A 26385-nucleotide genomic window follows, 5' to 3' on the forward strand; every position below is an offset into this window, starting at 1 on the left:
TACAAATAATCATCCTCCTTACAAAGTTACAATTTTTTCGACAAAGCGGGTATCAAATATAAATTGCTTTTCTCTCACGACGGATTCCTCGTCAACTCCTCTATTAAAGCTACCACCCTCTCCTTTCTCAAAATACACATCCCGATACGTTCGTCAGAAACACCTTCCCGCAAACGATACGTGTAGCGAGGTTCTCCGGTTTCCATATTGATCTCGAAAAACCGGAAGTCCACCGAAGACTCTCGTTTTAACGCCTCCGCCACCTCCACAATATGCGATGAAATAACAAATACTCCCTGTTTCAACCGTGCCAGTCCGTCCACCACCGCGAACGAAGCATCGTAAGCATCCTTCACGTTAGTGCCCCGGAATAATTCATCAAACACAACCACCACGTCCCCCGCTTCACGCACTCGTTCCACCACGTACTTCACCCGCGCCACCTCATTATAATAATGGCTATACCCCAATGACAAATTATCAGACAAATTAATCGTCGTGAACAATCCACGGAACACGGAAAGTTCCATTCTGCACGCGGGAACCGGAAAACCGCAATGTGCCAAATACACCGCCACCCCGAAAGCCTTCATATAAGTCGATTTCCCTGCCATATTCGGTCCTGTCAAGAAACACAAGTGACGTTTATCATCTATCCGCACGTCATTCCTCACCGGATCAGGCAAAAAAAGATGAAACAAACCCTCTATTTCTATCTTTCTTCTCTCCTCGACAAAAACCGGGAAAGCAAAACCATGCTCCAGCGCAACGTGTCCTATTGTCCGTAAAGCTTCCAGCATATAAAGCGTATCCAACACAGTCCGTACAGCATCCGCTTCTTCTCCCCGGAAATAAAAGTCTAACTTCTCTCTCGACCAGAAAGTGTCCTTTTTCCGGTTTGCCAGATAGCGCATACCGGGACGAGAGAGCACCTTAGCCACTTGCTTTTTCAATTCCCGCATGATCTTCGGCACCCGAACCGCAGGTACATCATCCATAAAAACAGCCAACTCGTGAATCAACCGCCCCAGATAGGACACGGCACGCTGACGCACGTAGTGATCGTTATCCGGCTTCACCCATCCCGCCACGGCACGTTTCGTCAAATGAAGCACGTCCCGTTTAGGCACCTCCTTCTGCTGCAAATATATCTCGATAAAACTCAATTCATCCCGCCGTATTTCCAAGAAGAAAGGCAACCGCTGCAAATAAACGATAGCCTCCACCCGTTCCCGAATACGCTCCGCGTCAGCCAACGGATTCTCGAATAACTTTTTCATGTACGCCCGCCCCCCATCCGAGCGGGCATAATCGAAATAGGAAAAGACACTTTTTCCCTCTCTCGCGGCGAATAACTCAAGGTCATTCAATGTCTGTTCATCTGTCTTGAATTCCATCTGACTCTTTTATATATTGCAGTAATTCCAAATCCTTACGCTCGTTTACTTTCCAAGTCTTTCCACCCCGTAAGACGAACAACTCGTCGCTAACCTCCATCACGTCCTCGAAATAATGATCGGTAATCAGTATACCTTTCGTCGCTTTTTCCCGGTGAATAATTTCTTTCATTTTCTGCACGTGCAACGGCATCAAAAAAGAAAAAGGCTCATCCAACAAACAAAACTTCGTTTCGGAAGTCAATATCAAATACGCCTCGATTATTCTCCGTTCTCCCGAGGAAAACGCCTTTATCCGTTTCCGGTAAACTTGCTCAAACTCCGGGAAGTCCGTTACAAACCGTTCAAAATCCACGCCAAAATCACCAAACACCCGCTTCACGGACAAACCGGAAGGAATAAAATCGTGCTGGGGTAAATAACGCATATCTTCCGGTCGCCTCTCGCTTGTCAACAAAACCTTTCCGTCAATCCCCACGTATTGATCCCGCAATTTCAATTCTCCGTACACGGCTTTCATCAAACAGGTCTTGCCGCAACCGTTCCGTCCTAACAGACCGAGTACTTTTCCCGTCTCGCAACGCAAAAACACATCCCACAGTACACGTTTAAAACCATACTCCAAACGGAGATTACTTATATCAAGTCTATGCATCACCTTATGTAATAACCGACAAACAAAGCCGCCACGTATGTCAGGAAGTCAAACGGCAAAGTCGTTCCCCACAACCACCGGACAGACACCCCCACGTTCTTGTAATAATAGAAGATTTTCCTCGCTTTCCGTTTCATGGTAAAATAGAAAAACGCCATAGTCGCCACCTTGAACCAAAACGTGGCGACTATAATTACCCCGATGACGGCAGGTGCTTTCATGCTATACGCATACATAATTCCCCCGCAAGAGCAAGACACCGCCAACGCAGGAGCCATGTACATTCTATAAAAAGAGATACACGCCCTCAAAGTACACCCCGCCCCCATCAAATCCGCTTTTGTATCACCTTCCACGTGTCGGTTACCAGAAAACACTCCTCCATCTGGTCGATCATTTCCATGAATTTCGTGATAGGCACGCCAAACGATATTAAATTATTCGTGATACATTTTCTCGCCGACGGGTCAAACATCCCGATCACGGCTCTTTGCGTCCCCTCCAGTTGTTCCCGGTAAGGATAATAAATAATAGAGGTACATCCCGCTCCAAAAGGAGAGATCACCGGTTCTTGCTTGGTACTGTCAAAGTTGGCTAGAGTAAAAAGACCGGACAGTACATCAGGTGTCGCGAAGAAAAATACCGCTTCCGGTTCATCCTGTTCCGTCAAATGATCCCAACGCTTGAATACCAGACAATCACCTTTCCTCGGCAACACCGGTATAGTTTTCATTAACGCATTCACTTGTTCCGGTGTACGTTTATAGCGCTCACAATGAGGCTCGTTCTCCCCGTGTGACAAAAAATACTCGAACCCTTCACGCATCCCGTCACTAAATCCCAAGTAATATTTTCCCCCTCCGCAACCGACCGAATCCGGCAGGAAACAAAGTGGCTCACCTTTTCTTACCCGTCCGAGTTGAGCAATAATACAAGTATGTCCCACGGCTTTTTTTACGATAGTCGCATTATTATTCTCTTTCGAATAATAAAAGGCGACAGGAAGTTCCGCATCATTGAAATACTTCTTCCAGAGTGCGGTAAAACGATCTCGTTTAACTATGTCCATGACCCATTATTTTTAGTATCAAACAAATATATATTATTTGTTTGTTAAAAACAAGCCCTATGCCAAAAATGATAAGAAGGACAGACCGGAAAAGCAAAACAAAAGTTAAATAATAAGTATTTTTATTTTATCATATTTATAGTTAATTAGTATCATTTCCTATTCAATTCCCATTCATCTCCTATTCAAAGCCTATTATAATAGTTGAAAAATAGAAATTAAATAATAATTATTTAAAATTTAATACTTGAAAACTACTTGATAAAATCATGATTAATAACAATAGGAGAACTAAAATCGATAGAAATTTTTCTCAAACACGAGCCAAATAACTACACGAGAAAATAGCTGCTATCGCTACTAAAAATAAAAAGGAGGTGTGTCAGAACACACCTCTAGTCTATAAAGTTCATAAAGTCGAGCCTCCGGCTCTTAAAGTCCACAAAGTCAAAAACACGATGATATTCAATATAATGATATACAAATCACCTACACATTTGACCTTACGACCTTATGGATTTTTAGACTTTATGAACTAGAGGGTGTGCTTCAACACACCCTCATAATAAATTCTATTTACAAATTACCAGATAGAAGCTCTCTGCTCCACGGGCAAATACAACGGATCGCCCTCTTTCACCCCGAATGCCTCGTACCAAGCACCGATATGCGGAAGAGCACCATTTACACGCCAGCGTCCCAAAGAGTGGGGATCGGATTTCGTTTGCAGACGGATTTGCTCGTCACGAACATTACCTGCCCACACGTTAGCGTATGACAGGAAGAAACGCTGTGCCGGGGTAAAGCCGTTTGCATCGTTACCGAGCGGGGTTTCAGCCATCGCTTTTTGCAATGCCGTGTAAGCCACTTGCAATCCCCCGTGGTCGGCAATATTCTCACCCAAAGTCAATTCTCCGTTCGCGTTCAAATCGGGTAATACTTTGATATTGTTGAAGTAATCCACCAATACTTGGGCCCGTTTTTCAAAGTTCTCGGCGTCAGTAGCCGTCCACCAGTCTTTCAAGTTACCGTCCTTGTCGTACTGGCGACCTTGATCGTCAAACCCGTGAGTCATCTCGTGTCCGATCACCACACCGATAGCCCCGTAGTTGCAAGCGTCATCGGCATTCATGTCGAAGAACGGGTATTGAAGAATCCCGGCAGGGAAACAAATCTCGTTCGTGGTCGGGTTGTAATACGCGTTCACGGTCTGGGGAGTCATCAACCACTCGTCTTTATCCACCGGTTTGCCGGCTTTAGAGATCATGTAGTCATAATCGAAATGATTGGAACGAACGATGTTATTCCAGTAAGAATCATCCTTGATTTCCAAGCTGGAATAATCTCTCCATTTGTCGGGATAACCGATCTTCACGTGGAATGCAGCCAACTTCTCTTGCGCTTTCGCTTTTGTTTCGTCACTCATCCATGCCAAACCTTGGATACGTTCGCCCAACGCTTTCTGCAAGTTGGCAACCAATTTCACCATACGTTCTTTTGCCGCGGCGGGGAAATACTTCTCCGTGTACATCTGGCCTACCGCTTCTCCCAACACGCCGTTGACCGTGCTCACGGCACGTTTCCAACGGGGTTGCATCTCTTTTCTCCCGGACAGTACTTTACCGTAGAACTCGAAATTCTGGGCAACCAAGTCATCACTCAAGTAACCGGAAGCGGAATTAATCACGTTCCATTCCAAGTATGATTTCAACACATCCAGATTTTCCTTGTTCAGTAAATCGGCAACCGCTTTCAATTGAGCGCTCTGTCCGGCATTTACCTCTTTCAAGTCTTTCAACCCGATAGTGGTGAAATAAGTATTCCAATCCATCCCCGGAACTTCTTTCTGCAATTGAGCCACCGTGATTTTATTATAGTTTCCCTGCGGATCACGCAATTCAACCATGGATTTTGAGCTTTCAGCCAAACGGGTTTCCACTTTCATCACGTTAGCGGCAGCCTTTTGAGCCTCCCCTGCCGTGAATCCTGCTAGCTGGAACATCTTAGCCACGTGCTCTTCGAATTTCGCGCGAATTTCTTTCGTGTGCTCGTCATTCTCCATGTAATAATCACGTTGTCCCAAACTCAAGCCTCCCTGATAAAGTTGGGCTATATTCATGGAACTGTTCATTTCGTCAGCCCCCACGTACAGCCCGAAGAAAGGTCCGAAACCGTCACGATGCATATTCGCGATCAATTGGGGAAGCCCTTTCCGGTTGGAAATAGCGGCAATCTTTTCCAGTTCCGCCTTAATCGGGGCAATCCCCTCGGCGTTTAACTTCGCGCTATCCATGGCGATATTATACAAATCACCCACTTTCCGGGCAACGCTCCCTTGTTCGGACTGTTTGTGAGCCAAGTCCTCGATCAAACTTTTGATTTGCGTACGATTGTTTTCCGCCAGCTGGTCAAAAGAACCGAAACGGGAATACTCGTCGGTCAACGGGTTCGCTGCCATCCAACCTCCACAAGCGTATTGATAAAAATCAGCACGCGGATTCGCCGTCTTATCGAGGTTCTCCACCCGAATACCCCCTTGGGGAGCGGCTGCTTTTTTGGTATTGCAACTTGTAGCCATTAATGCCAATGCAATAAAAGGTAAATAAATTGTTTTTCTCATATTATCAGTTTTCTAGTCGTCTTTTCCTTTCAAACACATACCCGGAGAACCTGTCCCCGGGTAGTGACTGACAAAAGTAAAATATTTTGTAATAAAACGAAAAGCGATCAGGCTATTTTTAGTCGTCACGCCAAAGATCTTCCAACTTGCCCACGGTGACCTGGTCAAAGATTTGAGCATGCTCGCGAAGCCACGCACTCAACAATTCCCATTCTTTCAGGGTCACGCGTCCTTGCTGGCGAGTAATTGTCCCCCCGCAAACACCGGAATACACGGAACCTATCATATTCAAGCCCATTTGGTTCAATAACTTTCCCAATTCATTCATCCATGCATCAAAACCGTTGTCATCTACATTTTCCTTAATTACAGCCTCAAACGAAAACCCCAATTCTTGGAACTCTCCCTTGTGCAATTTTTTCCGTAATCTCTTTCTCATACTCTTTATTATTGATTATTCAAATTCTACCCGTGTATCCCGTAATCCCATGTCACTGTTCTTGTTCACCGGGAATGCCTCTTTCAACGTGCAGTCATGGATATTTCCCGGGTAAAGCTCCATAGGATTCAAACGTAGTTTATACTCTTCTTGTTTCACGTTCGGGTTCATCAAGTAGGTAACTTCTTTCCCGTAACGGTTATATAGCTGCACTATCAATTGATTTTTCCCTTTTTGCACGTGCAATTTCACCACCGTGTTATTCCGGGGCACTCCTCCCACGTACGAGCGCAAGGATACTCGTTTCCCGTTCAAAATAACTTGGGTACCGTCGGCAACGGCAATCTCCACCAGAATATCTTGTTCCCGGTCACTCGTGAACTCGTGTAAAATCTCCACGGATTCCTTTTCTTCTACCGGAATTTTCACCTCCTCGCCCGGCTTTAAGTCCTGACGGGATTTCCAACCATCCCCGATGATATCGATATTCTTTTTCAATCCCTCGGCATTACCGGTATAGGCTCCGCCCCGGGCACTGTACATGTACACGTTGCCCCAGTGTAAAGATCGGGGGTTACCATTCAACGCTTGAGTTTTACCACCTGTTAAAGTAACATCTTGTACTTCTCCATCTATCGTAAGACGTACCACCCGATCCTGATCCCCTGCCGTGTAAACAACCGTCGGGGTCACCGTTGCCCCCTTCTTCTCGAAATGCCATGCGAAACCGACCGTACTCCGGTAACTGGAATAGTAATCCATACTTGAATGCGCGTACACGGGTATAGCGTTAACCGCTGTCAACACTTTCGTTTTTAAAACTTGGTCGGGTACCGCCCGGAATGTATCCTCAAATTCAAGTTTTACCACGATTATACCCCTATCCGGCTGCACGGTTCGCGGGATGGCCACGGATACCGTTTGCCCGTTTTGTTTCGTGTCCAACGCCTTGCCGTCAAGCAACAACGTCGCACGCTTTGCCTTGCCTATCACGCCTTTTAACTCGATTTCCCGATTGTCCGACATTTTCTCGACGAACAAATAGAGGTTGTTCCCCTTACGGGTGATATCACCCCATTCCGGGGCATGGTCAAACGGGTTCGCGGTGGTACTATAAATCGCTTCCCCGTAATTTTTCAGCCATTGTCCCATCGCCAAAAGAGCATCCTTCTCGAACTCCACGACGGTACCATCTCCCCGGGGACCGATATTCAACAGGTAGTTCCCTCCCCGGCTTACGACTTTGACCAGACTGCCTATCTTCTCGTTGATCTTCGCATCCAAATTACCCCGTTCCTGCCATGAACGATAACTCCACGTTTCATGGAAGAATGAAGCCGCGGTTTGCCAAGGCACCCCGATCTTGTGGTCAGGCATTTTATTGTCCGCCATCACGGCAAAGTCACCCCGGTCATTCCCCAAACGTCCGCTCACCATACATCGCGGTTGCAAGCGGGTCACCAAGTCGTACAATTCCTTACTCTGCTCCGCCGTCAAGGAACCCATGTCAAACCAAATTTCGGAGATCGGACCGTAGTTCGTCATGATCTCTTCCACCTGCTTCATACTAAACTCGTGATGTTTCGGGGAGATAGCATCAGCGTTATGAGGAGAGATCCCGTTGCCCGGGAAGTTCCAGTCTATCAAAGAATAATACACCGCGAACTTCACTCCCTGCCGCTGACAGGCATCCGACAATTCCTTCATCACGTCCCGTTTGAACGGGGTAGCATCCACGATATTGTATTTCGTGTACTTGGAATGGTACATACAAAAACCGTCATGATGCTTCGACGTGAACACTATCGACTTCATTCCTGCCGCTTTCGCCAAAGCTGCCACCTCGTCCGCATTCCACTTCTTTGGCTCGAACTGTTTCGCCACCGCCTCGTACTCCGCTTTCGGAATCCGTGCAAACGACTGAATCTGCTCACTGTATCCCGTCCGTACCGGTTCTCCCTTCCAAACTCCCCCCAGTTCCGAGTACAAGCCCCAGTGAATGAACATTGAAAACTTCTGATTTACCCAATCAGGATCGGGTTTCTGTTGCCCGAAAGCAAACTGCACACCCAGCAAAATAATAATTAAACATCCGCGCAATAACATAATAAACACATTTACAATTTAACGGTTGTAAATATAGTATTTAATCATGTTTGCACGGAAAGATTTTGGAAAATTATCTCTACCAAATAATAGAAAAAAGTCCTTACACGGGAAAGAAATGTTTGATAATCATTTCTTTCCCGTGTAAAGATGTGTCAATTACAATTTAAAAGTATCTAACATCTTTTTCACTTTATACAGCATATGCTTATAGTGGTCACGCGTATCCTGTGAGCCAGTATTTTGACTTTTCTCCAGTAAACTTCTCACTTTCAACAGATAATTATAATACAAAGATTTTGTATCGTACACGTCCTCGGTTTTCACTTCTCTTAACCATCCGAAGCCATTAGTATCAAATACTTCCGTGTCATCTATCATGGTCACCAATTCTTTTATCGTATTGCCCATTCTTTCGACATTTCCGTTTAAACCCGAGTTATAAAGTATCATATCATCCAAAGAAATCGCGTATGCCTTATCCCAGGCACTCAACCGTCCTTCCTTCAAGGCTTCCGGATCGGTAAAGAACATTGCACCTTTTTTCACTGAAGGATCAACATCGGCTGCCAAGGCTGTAATGAAATTAATTTGGAAGTTCTTCTCTGCCGTTGTTAATGTACGTCCGGTCACTGTTCCTTGCCATACGCTTTGGTAAAGATCATCCAAATACTCTTTCAATGTATACGGATCATCCGAACGTTCGGAAGATAGCAATACCGCATTTTTTTTGTCCATTAATTTACTGAACACGGAATATTTACCAACTTGCATTTCTTTCACCGGGGATTGGTCCAAAGAAAAATTTCTCACCATCGTTTCGTTCTCTAACCAAGAAACATCTTTCAATTGCTCCAACAAGAATTGTAAAGATTTCCGTTGCACCTCTTTTGGCACAGACTTATAAGTAGGATACGGGTCTCCCTCGTTTTTCTCGTACAAATACATCCCCCCGATATTCATCATCACATTATTCAAATAACGTTTGAATTGATTAATCAATTGCCCATAAAGTATTTCCCTATGTGAAAAATCTTTATCATCGTTCACGAACCATGTGTTCAAATGTTGCATGATATATTTCAAGTTCCGAATACCGTACTCTCCCGCCTTAACCGGATCATCCCCCAAATCTTCAGTCATAGAGGAAGGATCATATTTTGAACGGATTTGCTGTTTCCCGTATCTGTATATCGGATTCCCCGCTTTTTCCGAAATCCATCTATCTAGAATAGTTGCCTCTTCATCAGGAGAAACGAACAAAGGCGTATATTGCCATTTAATCACGTAATAATCATACTCTCCCAAGCGAGGCGGTGTAAGTTTAACCCCTTTGTCTTCGGGCTGCGCCACGTAATTAAAACGGGCATAATCCATAATAGAGGCTGTCGTTCCATATTTGTTCGTAAAAGTTACGGAACGTAATGAATCCACCGGAAAAGCAGCAGAAGCTGACATATTGTGCATCAATCCCAAACAATGACCGATTTCATGAGCGACAACATACCTAAGAGCATCTGCTTTCACCTCATGGGGTAAAACTTTTACTCGAACAGAGGGATCTACCTGTGCCGTTTGAATAAACCGCCAATTATTTAGTAACTTTACAATGTTGTGATGCAAGTAGACTGAAGCATTGATAATTTCGCCCGTTCTAGGATCTGTCCACGAGGGTCCGATCGCGTTAGCCGTCCACGTGGGAGCATAACGCACACAGGAGTATTTCAAATTATCCGGATCAAACTCCGGATCATCCTTCGGGAAATCCAATGCTCGTACAACATTTTTAAAACCGATCTTTTCAAAAGCCGCATTCCATTCTTCTATTCCCAATTTCACAGCTTCCCGCCATTCTGTCGGGCAAGCATCATCCACGTAAAATACGATTGGCTTTTGGGGTTCAACAAGTTCTCCCCGTTTGTACGCCACTTCGTCAACAGGTTCCAAACGCCAACGATTGGCATAATACAACGCTTTCACCCGATCCTCCTTTGCAGTGAAGTACTCGTTACCCGTGTAAAAAATTCCGATTCGGGGATCTGCAATCCTAGGACGCATGGGGTATTCCGGTAATAACAAAAACGTCCTTGTCATCTTAGCCGTTGTCGGTTTATCTTTCTTCCACAAAAACAATCCTAATATTTTGATATCGGACATGTAAGTTAAAGTCGATTTTACAGAAACATTATCCTCGAAAGCCTTGATCTCGTTCAAACATGCCAAATCCTTTTGGAATGTTGAGGTTCGGGTTGCTAATCCAAAGAACATATTATCCCCGTAAGGATCAAAAAGCTGAAGTGATTTAATATCCGTGGTGAACAAAGGAGTCACTTCTACAACAACGGCAGAACTATCCGGACTGAAAGCCTCAATTTTAAAACTTTGGAAAACAGCCGGGGCGTTATTCAATTTTATCGCTTTCTCAATCTGTTTGTATTCCGGATCGTATAAAGAGTTCAATGATGTATATTCCAACAATTGTATCGTACTATCATGTTTCACAAATTTCACATGGAGCGGTTTCGTCGGTTTTTGTCCGACCAAAGCATCACCATTATCATTAATCTCTGATACCGTTGAACCTAACAACATATCCCGTCCCAATAAATTCAAGGGAATCTCAAAATATATTTTCCCTTCCATCTTATAAATCGTCAACATTCCCTTGACGGTTTCCTTTTTGTGCCCACTAAAGAGTTTTTCATAAGCCGATTCTTTTTGCTTTACTTCTTTAGTGGCATTCTTGTCCTTTTTTCTAGCATACAAATTCATAGGATATGGTACTAAAAATACCCATATCATCCACAAAATAAACAGTGATTTCATAACATTAGTTTTAATTAAATATTTGATAAGTATCCCATGGGGTAGTACGAACCACCCCATGAAAGATGAATTGATAAATTCATTTACATCCAATACTCTTTGCGCACTCCGTAGCGATAAATTACATCCACGATTTCCCCGAAACCATCTTTACTGTAAATCACGTTAGGTTGCCCGGAAATAAATGTCGCATCCGTGATATCAAACAGCGTGAATGTTCCGTTTTTAAGCCCAACCCCTAACTGGGTAAATCCTTTGTTCGGATGCATAGCAACAATCTCCACGCCATCAAAATCTTTATACAGATGCACGGACTTCTTTTTGGTATCATAATAATACAGTTTATCATTATTCGTACCGGCAGTAAAGAATAGATATGCCCTTTGTTTCAACAACCAGAACAAGGTCTTTTCGGTAAGTAAATTCTCCCCGGGAAACTCAACACAAGCATCCTTTTCCGGAATAGTTACCGTGAAAGTAGGCTTCTTATAGAGCACATGGAAAGTTTGATAGTAGTATTTTCCTGATTGCGGTTCTTTCAATATCATTGAATAGTCGCACTCATTCCCGTACACGCTATAAAAATCATTACATGAAGCTCCGTGTATCACTTCCATATCCCCGAAATTATCCAGACGCGTATATCCATCAGGATAAGTCCCCGTGAATATCAGTTCGCCTATATTCCCCGTGTTAGTAGCCACTTGGGTGCCGAAAGGAAGAAGCCGTTTATTCAAACCGTCATACAGAATCACCATATCCGTCGTATAGTATGCCGAAGGAAAGACCTGCTCCACCCGTAATCCACCTGCAACATACACCGGGGTATTATTAAACTGAGCCACATGAAACCCATCCCTCGGGTTTGTCACCAAGCGAGAATATAAATTCCCATCACTATTCCGGATAAAATGCAAATAGGAAAGATACACGTAATCCGTCGGGGAGAAGCCTGTCGGCAACTGCTCCCCTATAAATTCCTGATAAATGTTTAACACCCGCTGGAAAGAATTACCATCCAATTCCACGTTTCCTTGTCCTCCTTTTTGAATAACCAACACTTCGCTAGGAGTTTCAGCCAGACTATAATGCTCGATTAATTTCACAGGCTGACTTCCTAATTCCATCCCACCATTCTGCTGCTTATATAAATCTTCATAAACCCGGTATTCTATCTCCACCACATTTCCCTCGACTTCCTTTTCCAACATAGAGATATGCCCAATCTCGGATTTCCCATTTCTCTGGTAAAGAATAGACCATCCGGTTGCGAAAGGTGAAAGCACTTTAATTTGGAAATAAGTTGCAGAAGCGATCCCTGTGCCGTTATCCGTCACGTAAAGATAACAATTAACAGTCTCACTTTTTTCTCCTTTAAAATGTAAGGTTCGATCTGTCGATATAACCGTATCTTTCACGAACCAGACAAAACTAACATCCATTGTATCTTTCAAATCACCATAATGCATTTCAGGTGCTATCTCTATTTCTTCCCCGATATACGTGGAAATAACATTCAGATCACCCCATACACCACGATCTTCGACGTAATTATAATTGCCTTCATCATCAAAACACGAGGCAAACAACCAAACACCGATCAACGCATATAATAAAATTCGTATCTTCATAATCTCATACTTATTAAGTGAATAACTAACCAAGAATAGGGACTGTCATGTTTGAACCGTCCAGCTCTTTTACCGGATCGCCATCATCTATTCTTTTTTGCAAATAATACTTGAATTTTAAGACTAAAGCTCGTTTCTCGTCCGGGGATTTACCACTTAAATCTCCCGTTCCCGCGATTTTGATAAATTCTTCAAATTTCTCATCCGAATAAGTTCCCAGAAAAGACTTTACGATATCGGCATCCCACCATTCCGGTTGGGCGATCATGTTTGATATCCAAAAAACCTTCCGGCAATAGAGCGTTTCCCCTGCCAACGCTTCATCAGAATCAACCACGTCGATCACGATACGAAAAGCCTTCATATCCAATTCTCCCGATTTCTTAAATAGAATATCGGCATTGTCTGTCACGTTGCCAGCATGTAGTACTTGTGACTCGGGAATATCATACATATCGAGGGACGCTGTCGTTTCTTCCTTTACAACTCTCAATTTATAATGAACATCTTCACCTTGCATTACCCCTAACAATTTGACTCCCAAAGGATATTTCAACTCTGTCTGCCCCGGATAAAAAAAGAACGAAAGCGTCGTTGAATCGGCATATGAATCCACGAACTGAACGTAATTAAAACCGACATAAGTTTCCATTTCTTCTTTCTCACATCCCGTAATAGCTAACACGAGGAATAATATATAAATATACTTTTTCATCATCTTATATTTTTGAATTAGAAAATCGTTTCATTATCCGGTAACGGGAACACGAAATTATCTTTCATTGGAATCACTTGGCTACCGATCTTTATATTCTCATTCAATCGTTTATAAACAAAAAAAGTCTGTCCTTCAGTCATAAACTCTTTACGAGCCTCCCACATCAACTCTGTTTTGAATTGTGCCGGCGTAGTCCCACTTACTTGACGTTTTGCTCCTCGACTATTTCTCACGTAATTCAAAAGTCGTTCTGCCTCCACCGTGTTACCCTCAGCATAGTAACATTCACTCAAGATGTAATATATCTCGCTCATCCGCAAATTGGGCAACATTCTATACTGGCACTTGATATTAATCGATGTTGCAGCACCGGTATCCAGCCATTTCTGACAGACTTCCTTATTACCATTGTCTTTAACGATCAATTTTGCCCGAGCATCATCAGTATCATCATAAGCACCGAAATCAAATATATTCATATTCAATCTCATATACACAGAAGACCCTTTATAAGTTGAAATATGCGATAAGAGTAAATCATCATAAAGAGAAAAGATTACATCATCAAATAATTTTATATAATTGCTCGATGCAGTCGAAGACCCGATATTACTTGTCGCCGTAAATTTAAACCATGCTGAAGAACTCCATTTATTCTTTCCTTCCGGTCCGAAATTTTCATAAACATAAAGAGCATATTTTTTCGCTTTATCCAACTGCCCTGCATAAAGGCACACTCTTGCCAACATGCCGTTGATTGCCACAAAATTCAAACGATTACCCCGACTGGCAAAAAAATTACCACTTTCTGGCGTCGACATTCTCGTGAAACGTCCCGAAACAGAACTCATAATTCGATAATTTGTTGTATCCCACTGTATAACCAAATCCTTCGCCCTTTCCAAATCTATAATAATTTTTTCCAATATTTCACTGGTTCTCAAACGGGGTTCCGAGTAAGAAGGGAATGTTGCATAATAAGGCACGTACTCCCCGTTATCCCCGGATTCCGGGGCTGGAGCAAATAATCTGACCATATCAAAATGCAGGAAACCTCTCAAAGCTAAAGCTTCTCCCAGTATTAAATTTTTCTCCATATCTCCTTCAGGAAAAAATCCCGGGTCTTTATCATCAATCTCCTGAATTAACTTGTTACAATTCGCTATTGCATTATAACTCTTAGACCACATTTTGGAAATAATGGTCTTAATCGTACTTCTCGTGTAATTGTATTGTTGCGCATATTGATAGGTTGAACTCGTACCCGAACTTCCACTCAGGTAATCCTGCCCCAAAACACTCAACAGTCCCCATGTCATTTCTCGCCCGTAAAGCTCTCCTTCTGAAATCGAAGTATAAATTCCATTCAACGAATTCCGAAATCCTTCGTACGTACCGTACAATTTGGAATCATCCACTTTGTCACTGGGCTCTAAATCCAACCATTCATCACAAGATGAAAACAAGGCTATGGCTAGGATTGTCATCATTAAATATATATACTTTCTCATAATTACTCTCATTTAGAAACTTGCATTTAATGTTATGTTATAAGTCCGGGCAAAAGGATAGTCCGTACCTCGCTCCTGTCGTACACTCGTGATCTTCGCGATATCCTTCATGTTAAATTGTATACGTAACATACTACAACCAATTTTACCAATCAATTTTTTATCAAAGTCATAACCAACGGTCAAAGAATTAAACGTCACACCATTATATCTTTGAATAAAACGAGAGGTCGGGCGAGTAACAATACCTTGTTCTCCAATATCTTTCAATTTCGTGATATCTCCCGGCTTTTTCCATCGGTCCGTTAATACCCGTTTGTCTGCATTATACTCGTATATATCTACATTTTCCACCCTATTTACTAAAGTCTGATTATACTCGTCTCCCCCGAATTCATACAAGAAAGAAGCAAACAAAGTGAAACCTTTCCATTGCGCATTTACTCCAAAGGCACCTTGGGCATCCGGTTCACTATCCCCGATAATCATTTGATCGGAAGCATTCCACGTGGAAGTAACCGTACCATCCGCCTTCATGAAAAGTTCTTTTCCATCTGTCGGATTTATTCCCAAAGAATACATTCCAAAAATGGATGTCATAGCCCCTCCTTCAACATATTTCATCAACGGCTTGGAATATTTTGCATCTTTCGTACTGGCAACCGAAGACCCGTAAGCAGCGAATTGCTGGTCTACCAATTCGTTATAAGCTTTCAACGATTCGGATATTTTTAATATTTCATTTTTGTTATGTGCCAGATTCCCGTACAAAGAAATAAATAAATCTTTTTTCTTTATCACGTCCAATTTTATATCCAACTCGAATCCTTTATTACTGACTTCTCCCATGTTATCTTTATATGACACGAAGCCGGTAGAAGCCGGCAGATCGACATCCGTGATCAAATCAATGGTTTTCTTATTATAAATAGTCCCTTTAACAAGAAAACGATCTTTCAAAAAGCCCAATTCCAACCCGAAATCCGATGTATTGGTACGTTCCCATTTTAAATTCTCGTTTCCCAAGTAAGTTAACAAGACGCCATTACCCGTATCATACCAATGATCGATAATATCATAACTCTGTTTTGCTGCATATGCAGGGAAATTCACTTTACCGGTTTGCCCGTAAGTCGCCCTGATTTTCAGCAAACTCAACCAATCCAATTGTTGCATAAAATCGTAATTATGGATATTGATTCCTACACCGGAAGACCAAAAAGGGGCATACTTCTTTTTCGTTCCAAAATCAGAAGAACCATCCACCCGGAAAGAAGCATCCAATAAATAAATATCATTAAAAGTATAGTTAAGAGCCAAAAATGCACCAAACAAACGATTATGGTCATCCGTGAAAGTCGGTTTTTCCGCAATTTCTGCTGCAAATTGAGGTGAATGCAACTGTCCCGACGGGAAACCTTTATAGTATGCTGAAGAAAATTTGGATTTTGTTTCTTTCACATTTACTCCCAAAGAAAAGTTCAAATGATGTTTCTTGAATGACTTCAAATAATTTAGATACAAATTCGTGTTCCAACTCAAACGTTCTAATGTAGTTTGAGTTAACTCGCCTTTTATCGCTATATCTGTTTCAAAAGACACGACATATCTCCCCGATGCAGGGTCATAGAACACTTCCGAATCCGAATCATACTTAGATATGGCAAATTGTCCCTTGAATTGCAAATCGTCCCGTATATACCAATCGACAGAAAGATTATTCGCAAATTCAGTGTATCCGTTTTTACTGAAATTATTGGTTTTCAATGCCTCGTACAAAGGATTTTTATCGCTTCCCACATGCCAGTAAGGGAATTTTTGCACCAAATTACCTTCTTCATCATAAGGTGTACTATACGGTAATATCTTGGCATAATCGCTAAAGCTGCCATAAGGAGAATCTACAGCTTTCACCCGGTCAAAAGTAATCTGATTTTTGATTTGTACTGAATTCATTCGGTATCCCAAATCCAATCCCGCACCTACACGATCACGAGAAGAACCTTTCATTACTCCTCCCTGTGAATCATATTTGAAACTCACACCAAAACGTAATTCCTGACTTCCCCCTTCAACATAAAGACTATGCTTGTGATTAAACTCATCGCATAAAGGTTGAGCCAACCAATCGGTATCCATACCTTTATTTACTGCCGTCAATTTCTCCATATATTCTTGGTAAAGACTACGCTTGTCAAGCTCTGTTTCTCCAATAAAGGCTCCTGCCAAAACTTCGGCTTCCAACTTCTCCCGAGAATTCATCAAATTATAATCCGACAAATCAGGCAATGTCAAAGAACCTACAAAATTATACGTTACCTTTACCTTACCTATTTCCGGGGCAACCGTCTCTATAACTATCACGCCATTAGCCGCACGGGAACCATAAATTGCAGTTGCCGCCGCATCTTTCAAAATCGTAATACTTGCGATACGATTAGGATCAAAATCATACACTTTCTCCATACTAACCTCAAACCCATCCATAATAAACACGGGAGAGTTCGGGTTATTTTGCAATGCAGCCTGAGAAATATCCTGTACATCCAGTTCTTTAACTCCTATTCCGGAACGCCCCCGGATATAAAACTCCGGTAAAGTATTAGGGTCGGAACCCATCAGATTATTCTTAATCAAACGTAAAGACGGATCAAATACTTGTAAAGCATCAATCACGTTCCGGGATGCCACTTTCAATATATCCTCTTTACTAACCCGCACGGAAGCCCCAGTAAAACTTGACTTCTTAATGTTCGCGTACCCTGTCACGACAACATCTTCCATCTCTACATTATCTTCCTCCAACACGACATCATACACGGTCTTATTCGACTGTATTTTAATTTCTTGTGTTTTCATCCCGAGAAACGACACAATCAATACCTGATTCTTACCATCCGGAATATTTAACTCATACTTCCCGTTTACATCAGTCGCGACTCCAACAGTAGTACCTTTCAACGTTAAAGTTGCCCCGGACAAAACTTCACCTTTAGATGTTGTCACTTTACCGGTCAATTTAATCATATTCACTACTGGCGAAATTTTATTCACGGTAATAATAATAGTTCCATCTACAAATTTGTACCCTAAATTAGTCCCCTTAAAACAGCGGTCTAGTACTTCCGTTACAGTAACCTGCTTCATGGTAAAGGTTTGCGGTTGTACTTGTTTCACCTCATCTTGATTGTACAAGAATTCGATTCCCGTTTTTTTAGTTAAATCTGTCAATATTTCCTTCATTGCAGCAGCAGCATACGTCACATCTATCTTCTTTTTAAGATAATCTTGTTCCTGCGCATATGTTGGGCAAGAGAATAACAGTAGAAGCACGGAAAGCCACCCGAGCATAAACTTCATATTTTTTTTCATCATCATTTTGTTTCAATTTATCTAACCATTAGCATACAACTCCCCATACCGTCACCAACGGTACAAAATAAATTAGCAAGCTTGGTTATTCAATTAATTTTCGTATTTTTGAATCGTGATTACTCATCACCCAGTGATGAAACCTTTTTACAGAACCGGAGTCCCCATTCCGGTTTTCTGTATTTAATAAAATTACTTTTTCTTTCTCATAATCTGTATTGTTTCTTGGTTAATAGTGAAATGTACATCTGTCGTCAACTCTAACAATTCAAAAGCTTTTGTAATGTCATCATATTTTAGTAATTGCCCCGAGAATCGGGTACTCATCAACGTTGAATCTCTAAATTCGTAATCTAAATTATACCAACGGGCTAACTTGCGGACGATCATATCCAATGATTCATCATCGAACATAAATTTACTCTCTATCCATGAAGTGTAGTAGCGAGAATCAACCTCGTGTATCTTAAAATCATTTTCTCCTATTTCCACCTGTTGATTCGGATATATTATCGTATGGCATTCCCCTCGGTTGACTTTCAATTTTCCCGAGGCTAACGTCACCCACGCATACTGCTCATCCACGTAATTCATAATATTAAATGATGTTCCCAACACCTCAACATCAAACCCCTCACTTTTCACATAAAAAGGCATAGCCTCATTACGACTTACTTGAAAAAAGCCCTCTCCTTTCAATTCCACTTCTCGCCGATCTCCGTTAAAATGTACCGGATACCTTAATGAAGACTCTGAATTTAACCAAACAATAGTCCCATCCGAGAGTGTCAATTGATATTCACCACCCCGACCGACAATCAATGTATGATATTCTGTTTCCTCAACAGTTAACGCAGTAGTATCGTAAATCAAAGTGTTATTTTCGTTACGCACTCCGGCTAAATCTATCTCAACATTCCTGTTTATCCCAAGCAAAATAGAGTCCCTATGGTTATCCACGACAAGAGAAATCAATGCCAGTTCATGTACACAAACGGGTTCCATAATCTCGTTGTCCTCCTTTATTTCCCACTGCAAAATGAAAACAGAACACAATAACAACACCAAGACAGCCACGGAAGAATAAGTCCATACTTTACGACGCCATTTTGATCTTCGATTCATATCTTTCTCCAAACGTCCCCAAGCTTGTTCAGCTTCCGGAATACGTTTATAATTCCGATAATCCTCCTCCACAAATTTCAATGTTTTCATCTCCTCGCGCCATTCCTTGTTGCCGGGATCTGCCTGAATCCAATCATTCAATTCCTTTTGTTCCTCAAGAGTAAGTTTCTCAAAAACTTCTTTCAGGAATAAACGAGTCATCCGGTCTATTATTTTCTCATCTGTCCTCATAATTGTCTGTTATCTATCCCTAAGACTAACGAACTTACAAAATGAGTTATCCGGAAAGAAAAAAAATCTTATTTTAACATATCTCGGAAAGAAAAAGAAGACAGCAAAGCGGAAATAAATCTTTTAAAATCACTTGCAATTGTTTTCGGGCTTTTACTCGTTGCGACCGCACGGTTTCCTCTGCAATATGCAATTTTTCAGCCACTTCTGACACTTTCAAGCCGTCGATATAACTTAACTTGAAGATTTCCTTCCGATGTGCCGGTAATTGATCGATTGCTTTTAGTATTTCCAAAAATACTTCCGTTTCAATCCGCTGTTTTAAATAATTATTATCATCCGCCCGTTCTTCTCCCTCCCCCCCTTGCAAACGAATCGTAAAATTCCGGCGTCGAATAAAAGTCAATGATTGATTGTAGACAGCCTGAAAAAGATAAGCCTTCAAATGACTCTTGTCAATGAAACTCATTTTCTTTTCCCATATTGCCAGAAACACGTTATGCACCATATCTTCAGCATCCTCATCACATGACAGCATTTTCCCGGCAAAGAGACACAATGGTTTGTAATATTCCATAAATATCTCCTTGTAGACACTTTGGGTCAAAATAAGTTTCTTTTCAGTATCCTCCATCATCGTAAACGCATTCACTTCTTTCAGACAAATATACAAGACTTTTTCAAAAAAGCACTCCCCGACTTGTAAAAATATAGAAATCATCCCATGGAAAAAAACAGAAGAGGCATCCCGATTCTCACCGGCATGCCCCTTTAAAGAAAGAAAACTCACACGTTTCGGCACTATAATTCAAAGTTCTATCTTACCGGAATTATTCTTTTACCTCCCTCTCCGGCGTACCCAGATAAAGATAGCGAAGAAAGCCAGAATGGCAGGCCAAAGCCCCATCAGTACGATTTTCCAGTAATACATGGCGTTCATCCCTAAGTTCACCGCATTATCAGGGGGTGTCGGACGCCGCACATCAATCGGCACCTCCTCTTCGGAGAGCCAGAAGAAAGAACCGGAGATTAAATAATAGTTAGCCGCCGGAACATCTTTTCGGGATATGCTAATCTCTCCGTTGCTCAAGCAATCGGCATCACCGAGAATAACGATTCGTTGCTCCTTATCACCCATTTGGCGTGATAATGCCAACACGGTCGGATACGAGCGCTCCACTTCACCCGCGGCAGGATTCAGACGGACGGTATCATCCAGGAAATCGGTTGTTTCCACCTCGTTCCAACTGCCGATCGTGTCGCTCACGAAAAGCGGGGTTACTTTGAATCCTTTATCTTCGGTATACTCCAATGCCGTAGAACCCGGCATTGTCACCACGTATTCCCGGCGATAGAGAGTCTCAAAAATGTAAGCAATATCCTGTGCTTCCTTGGTCGGACGAGCGATAATAAAATCAGGATCAAAATTCTCGCTGACTTTTACCAGACGTCCCGGTAAGAATTTCACGCCGAATTGTTCCACGATCGGGTTCATCACTTCCTGCCTACGGGGTTCTCCGGCGACAACCAGATTACCGCCGCGGGCAATATAAGCGCCCAGATTCGCTTTCTCCTGCTCCGTCATCGCGTAACGCATATCGGCAATCACGATGATATCCACCTTTTCCGGTATGGGTTTATCCAATGTTACTTCCGTGAAATCAAATCCTTGGTTAATCAAAGAATGACGGAAAGGCTTATCTTGAGCGAAGCGGTTATAATCCCGATCACCTTCCCGGATACAATCCCGCTCGCCATGACCTTTCACGAAACCGACCAAAGGCAGCTCCATGACCAATCGTTTGAACGATGCAGAAATCTCTGTTTCAAAGGGGAAGCGTTGCAGATCGTCGAATATCCGCAAGAAAGTCTTTTCCCCGTTATCCCTTTCCAACAGACGTACGAAACGATTCCCCTCGGGTTTCAAGTCTACTATTTTCTTCACTTCTTCCGGGCGCATAAACATATTCGAATCCAGATCCCATATCTCGGCACGTTTTAACATCCGTCCCCGATCGGACAAGTTCGGGTAAGACTTATCCAGCGAGGGATTTTCAGCCTTGTCATAATAGTAAATGTACTTCATTTTAATCTCCGGCTTGAAGCGCGTGTACATTCTGAAACGCCGGAGATCATCGTTCACGCTCCGGGGCAAACCGGCCCAGTAATTCTCTTCCAATATATTCACGAAAGTAGTGATTGTCAACCCGCCGTCCATTCTTGCCACGATATCCTGACTATTAGGTGTCAACGTGCGCATTTTGGTACGTGTCGCATCATAGAAAGCCATTAACTTGGGACGGGAAGTGAGGAACCCCATAAGCATAGCAACAACAACCACTCCGGCATATTTTCCCCACGTCATCATCCACGAAGTTTTCTGACGCCGTCCTTGCAAGCGGATAATGGACAACATCAGAAAAAGCACGATAACAATCACGAAATATAAAACATCTTCACTGCATATCAGTCCCCGGATAAATTCGTCCGCGCGTCCGCCGATCGCCAGCCAATAGGTGATATCACGCACAAATTCGATATCCTGCCACATACCTTTCACGTAATTTAATACCGCAAGTATAGCCAGCGTTCCCATAGCCGCGACGACTTGGTAAGAAGTAACGCTCGACATGAACAAACCTATCGCCGCGTAAGCGCAGAGCAGCAAATAAAGCCCCAGTAAACCGGAAAGCATAGCCGGGAAATCGGCAGACTTCACGGCGAACAAGGCAAAGATCATGTACACCATCAATATTCCCGTCAACACGAGCCCGTAGATCATCATAGAAAGGTATTTCCCGAGAATAATCTGCGTGTTCGTCACGGGTGACGAATAGAGTAATTTAATGGAACCGCTACTTAACTCCCGGCTCATCAATCCCATGGTCAACAAGGGGATATAGAGATACAGGTATTGCTGCATTTGAGTAAACAAACCGCGCATCCCGCCAAAAGTTCCTTCCGTCACGCTCCACAGGCGGTAGCCCAGCGACTGGCTTCTGACGTATCCTCCCAGCATATCGGTAAACGCCATGCTCGCTTGAAAAGTAAAAATCACCAGAATCAACCATGCCACCGGCGAATAGAACAAAGTTTGCAATTCGGTCCGGGCTATTTTATATATTGTTTTCATCTTTTTATCAGTTTATAGAGTGATTTACTTCTTTGATAACACGGCAAAAATGGAATCCATGGAATTTTTTTCCACCTGAATACCCGACAATCTCCATCCCTTCGCCACGCTGGTTTCCACGATACGTTCCGTTACCCCGGTAGCGTCGTCAAAGCGTACCCGGTAATTTTTACCGCCCAATTCCTCCACGCCGAGCACACCCTCGATGGCTTTCAACTCTTCCGCTGCCGGCGTGTTTATCAAAGAAACGACCAACGTGTCCGGCACGATATAATTGTCGAAATCATCCACCGTCCCGGCGAACACGAGCTGCCCTTCCTCGATCATCCGGATATAATCACAGGTAGCCTGCACTTCAGACAAGATATGAGTCGACAGAATAATCGTCCGTTCCTCGGCAATCTCCTTGATCAAGTGGCGTATTTCCACGATTTGGTTCGGATCGAGCCCGTTGGTCGGTTCATCCAGCACCACGAAATCGGGGTTATGAATAATAGCCTGCGCTATTCCCAACCGTTGCTGGTATCCTCCCGATAAATTACGAATCAGACGTTTGGCGAAATGTGATATGCCGCAACGTACCATAACATCCCTCACCGCCCCGGGAATCTCTTTTCCCGGCATCAACCGCATATTCGCGCAATGAATCAAGTACTCCTCCACGGTAAGATCCGAATGTAAAGGTGGTTTTTGGGGGAGAAAACCCAGATGCTTCTTTGCCTCTACCGGGTTTTCCCGCAAATTGATTCCCTTGATCCAGACATCTCCCTGCGTCTGTTTCAACACCCCGCAAATGATATTCATCGTGGTTGATTTCCCGGCACCGTTCGATCCCAGCAACCCGTAAATACCATTTCCGGTGATTTCGAAACTTATATCCCGAATCGCCCATTGAATACTGTAACGATGGGATAAATTTTCCACTCTAATAATTGGTTCTTCCATACGTGATTTAATTATTTATACAAACATTATTTATTATCTAGCATCTTCCTGATCTTGTACAACAAATACTCGTAATGCAAACGTGTATCCCCCGTACTTTTCGTCACTGCCCCTTTCAACAAATCCTGAATCCGGAACAACATATTGAAGTAATGGTCTACCGGCACGTAATCACCCGGCATCACGACACGCATATTCGGCGAGAATCCGCCACGTTCTCTCGCTGTCATCATCATGCTTTCCACCTGCCGCCGATCGATACCCGGTAACTCCGCGAGTTCACTTTCCACCAATCCCTTGCGAGGCGTAAAATTCCCCGCCGTCGTGGCCGCGGTCGACGAGGCAACCACACTCCCCAGAAAGTCTTTTTGCAAATCCATCTCGTACTTCTTCAACGGGCGGTTCTTGATCGTACCTTCCCACACGGTATTGTAGATATCATTCACATATTCTTTCACGGAATAATCCCCGCCTTTCTCTGCGCCGAGAGCCACGTATTTTATCCTGAATGTCAATGTTCCCAGTATGAAACCGCGAATCTGGTCTTCCATCGAATTTCTGATTTCCAGTTTACGCTCCACCTCTTTGTTATCCAGCCACGAGAGGTCTTTCGCCAGTTCGACCATATATTTCAATGCCGCCCTTTGTGTTTCCCGGGGTACCACGACATAAGAAGGCGTGTTTTCATCCGAGAATGCCTCATGCTGATAAAATCCGCCCAAATTCACGGAAAGGTCATTAATCCGCTTGCGCAATTGATACCCCAAAGCGTTATACATGGCCGCACGTTTCCGTTGATCGACATCCTCATCCGCATACCACCGGTAGAAATGCCGCAAAGAGAGTTTCAAGTTATTGATCGCATAGCGTAAAGCCTTCAGGTGGTCATCACCCAAATCCCCGGGAAAAGAGGTAGGATCATAATAATAGTAAGGCATTTTACCGTAACGAAGATTCGGGTTACCCCGTCCCTCCTTGATCCACCCGTCCAAAACGGCAAACTCATCCCAAGGTGTCGCCGCTGGGAAAATCGGTTTGTACAGCCAATGAATGACATAATAATCATACTCGCCCAATCCTTTGGGAGTCATTCGCACCCCCCGTTCCAAATCTCCCGGCTGGGCAATATAGTTACAGGGTACATCATCCATAATCGACGGACTTAGCCCGTACTCTCGCGTGAACGCGGGAGAACGCAACGAATCAACCGGGTAGACACTCGAAGCTCCCGCGTTGTAAAGGAGTCCCAAGTTGATTCCCGTTTCCCGCATCACGGTTGAGCGAATCAGATCACCTACTATTTCTTCCGACAGGAAAGCCTTTCTCACCCCCGGGTCAGCAGCCATCGTGGTTAATTTCCGTTCGTCCTGCAAGCCGGACACCATGCCGTCATACAAATACAGGGAAGCATTCAATATCTCGCCCGTTCTCGGGTCTATATGCATTGAACTCTGCATATCCAACCACAGGGGAGCGTAACGAATCGTCGAATATTTTATATTATTAGCGTCAAACTCCGGGTCATTCCGCGGGAAATCCACCACCCGTACCGCGTCTTTAAACCCGATTGCCTCAAACGCCCGATTCCACGCTTCCACGCCTTCTTTCACGTACTTTTTCCATGTCCGCGGCATCAATGAATCCATATAAAACACGATCGGCTTTTCAGGCTCGACCAATTCTCCCCGGTTATAAGCAGCCTCATCCGCCGGCTCCAGACGCCAACGCTTCGTGTAATGCGTTTGTTCCAGCGGTTTCCTCTCGTCCGGGAAATGAGAAACCCGTGTATAGGCAACCCCCAGACGGGGATCTGCCAGACGGGGTTTCATTTGTTCCTCGGGCAACTGCAACAGAATCTTATTCACGGTTACCGATACTTTCACGTCACCGGGAACTATCTTGAAAGCCCCGAACAAATATTGATTCTCCACGAACCCGAGTTCACACTGCACGGCAATGTTATTGTCAAAAGCTTTCACGTCTTTCAGGAAAGAGCATTCCTTTTTATAGTCATGCTCCCGGGCTATCCACCCGTAAAATGAATTGGCAGCGTACGGAGCAAAGGGAGTCGTGTACGGGGAATACTCCATAAATAGAGAGGTCATGTCTACCACGATAGCACTACTATCCGGTGTAAAAGCTAAAACTTTGAACATGGCGTAAATCCCGCCCGCGTTTGCTTGGTCTATCGCCTCGTCTATATTCCGCTGGTTACTGTTGTTCAGTGGTTTGTCAATTAACGAGATTCGAGCATGCAAAAACGAATCCAAACGGGTAAAACAAAGCGGCAAAGAATAACCGGCAAACTGTCCGACTACCCCTTCTCCGTTATCGCTGATATCTTCGATAGAAGAAACAAGCATCATATCCTTTCCCAACAACTCGACGGGAAATTCTACATATACTTTATCCTTCCATTTATGTACGGTCATCAACCCCTTGGAGGTCTTCATCGTCTTTCCCTTGAAGAGCTTGTCGTAAGGAGATTGTTTCTCTCGCTGTTCTTTTTTGGCATCTTGTTTTTTCTTCCTTGCCATCCCTTCATTACAAAGTCCGAACAAGAAAAAAGATACCCATATGATGCATATTATTCTTTTCATAGGATGA

The 26385-nt window shown here is 43.3% G+C and carries 17 protein-coding genes; all 17 read right to left on the reverse strand.

The features are described 5' to 3' along the window. Positions 1 to 74: 74 nt before the first annotated feature. Positions 75 to 1397 (reverse strand): MutS-related protein, encoded by a 1323-nt coding sequence (locus H8S64_RS16280; protein WP_186977448.1) that lies wholly within the window; start codon positions 1395 to 1397, stop codon positions 75 to 77. Continuing rightward, a complete protein-coding gene (locus H8S64_RS16285) occupies positions 1378 to 2052 on the reverse strand; it encodes an ATP-binding cassette domain-containing protein (protein WP_186977450.1) in 675 nt (224 codons plus the stop codon). The genes H8S64_RS16280 and H8S64_RS16285 overlap by 20 nt, the downstream gene beginning before the upstream one ends. Then, entirely contained in the window at positions 2052 to 2408 is a 357-nt protein-coding gene (locus H8S64_RS16290; protein ID WP_186977452.1) for a hypothetical protein, read from the reverse strand. The genes H8S64_RS16285 and H8S64_RS16290 overlap by 1 nt, the downstream gene beginning before the upstream one ends. Continuing rightward, entirely contained in the window at positions 2381 to 3121 is a 741-nt protein-coding gene (locus tag H8S64_RS16295) for a DUF169 domain-containing protein (RefSeq protein WP_186977454.1), read from the reverse strand. The genes H8S64_RS16290 and H8S64_RS16295 overlap by 28 nt, the downstream gene beginning before the upstream one ends. A gap of 583 nt (positions 3122 to 3704) precedes the next feature. Further along, the gene (locus H8S64_RS16300) at positions 3705 to 5741 is read right to left on the reverse strand and encodes a M13 family metallopeptidase (protein ID WP_186977456.1); all 2037 of its coding nucleotides are present in this window, start codon (positions 5739 to 5741) and stop codon (positions 3705 to 3707) included. 118 nt (positions 5742 to 5859) lie between these two features. Next, positions 5860 to 6180 carry a 50S ribosome-binding protein YggL gene (locus tag H8S64_RS16305; RefSeq protein WP_186977459.1) on the reverse strand — a complete coding sequence of 107 codons (321 nt, stop codon included), beginning with the start codon at positions 6178 to 6180 and terminating at the stop codon, positions 5860 to 5862. Between the two features lie 15 nt (positions 6181 to 6195). Beyond that, positions 6196 to 8286 carry an alpha-L-fucosidase gene (locus H8S64_RS16310; protein WP_186977461.1) on the reverse strand — a complete coding sequence of 697 codons (2091 nt, stop codon included), beginning with the start codon at positions 8284 to 8286 and terminating at the stop codon, positions 6196 to 6198. 159 nt (positions 8287 to 8445) lie between these two features. Beyond that, entirely contained in the window at positions 8446 to 11112 is a 2667-nt protein-coding gene (locus H8S64_RS16315) for a zinc-dependent metalloprotease (RefSeq protein ID WP_255469573.1), read from the reverse strand. 83 nt (positions 11113 to 11195) lie between these two features. After that, complete coding sequence (locus H8S64_RS16320; protein ID WP_099289871.1) at positions 11196 to 12743, reverse strand: PKD-like family lipoprotein; 1548 nt, start codon at positions 12741 to 12743, stop codon at positions 11196 to 11198. Positions 12744 to 12768: 25 nt separating this feature from the next. Beyond that, positions 12769 to 13458, reverse strand: coding sequence for a DUF4843 domain-containing protein (locus H8S64_RS16325; RefSeq protein WP_176554851.1), 690 nt, complete (start codon positions 13456 to 13458; stop codon positions 12769 to 12771). 17 nt (positions 13459 to 13475) lie between these two features. Beyond that, complete coding sequence (locus H8S64_RS16330; protein WP_176554850.1) at positions 13476 to 14972, reverse strand: RagB/SusD family nutrient uptake outer membrane protein; 1497 nt, start codon at positions 14970 to 14972, stop codon at positions 13476 to 13478. Between the two features lie 12 nt (positions 14973 to 14984). After that, the gene (locus H8S64_RS16335) at positions 14985 to 18350 is read right to left on the reverse strand and encodes a SusC/RagA family TonB-linked outer membrane protein (RefSeq protein WP_099289868.1); all 3366 of its coding nucleotides are present in this window, start codon (positions 18348 to 18350) and stop codon (positions 14985 to 14987) included. A gap of 186 nt (positions 18351 to 18536) precedes the next feature. After that, positions 18537 to 19700: a FecR family protein gene (locus H8S64_RS16340; protein ID WP_099289867.1), complete on the reverse strand. Its 1164-nt coding sequence runs from the start codon at positions 19698 to 19700 to the stop codon at positions 18537 to 18539. Positions 19701 to 19773: 73 nt separating this feature from the next. Continuing rightward, entirely contained in the window at positions 19774 to 20337 is a 564-nt protein-coding gene (locus H8S64_RS16345; RefSeq protein WP_099289866.1) for an RNA polymerase sigma factor, read from the reverse strand. A 201-nt stretch (positions 20338 to 20538) separates the two neighbouring features. Beyond that, a complete protein-coding gene (locus H8S64_RS16350; RefSeq protein WP_186977463.1) occupies positions 20539 to 22833 on the reverse strand; it encodes a Gldg family protein in 2295 nt (764 codons plus the stop codon). Positions 22834 to 22857: 24 nt separating this feature from the next. Beyond that, complete coding sequence (locus H8S64_RS16355; protein ID WP_099289862.1) at positions 22858 to 23778, reverse strand: ABC transporter ATP-binding protein; 921 nt, start codon at positions 23776 to 23778, stop codon at positions 22858 to 22860. 26 nt (positions 23779 to 23804) lie between these two features. Beyond that, complete coding sequence (locus tag H8S64_RS16360; RefSeq protein ID WP_186977465.1) at positions 23805 to 26378, reverse strand: zinc-dependent metalloprotease; 2574 nt, start codon at positions 26376 to 26378, stop codon at positions 23805 to 23807. Positions 26379 to 26385: the final 7 nt, after the last annotated feature.

The sequence above is a fragment of the Butyricimonas hominis genome (genome assembly GCF_014287455.1).
In the GTDB taxonomy this organism is placed as follows: Bacteria; Bacteroidota; Bacteroidia; order Bacteroidales; family Marinifilaceae; genus Butyricimonas; species Butyricimonas muris.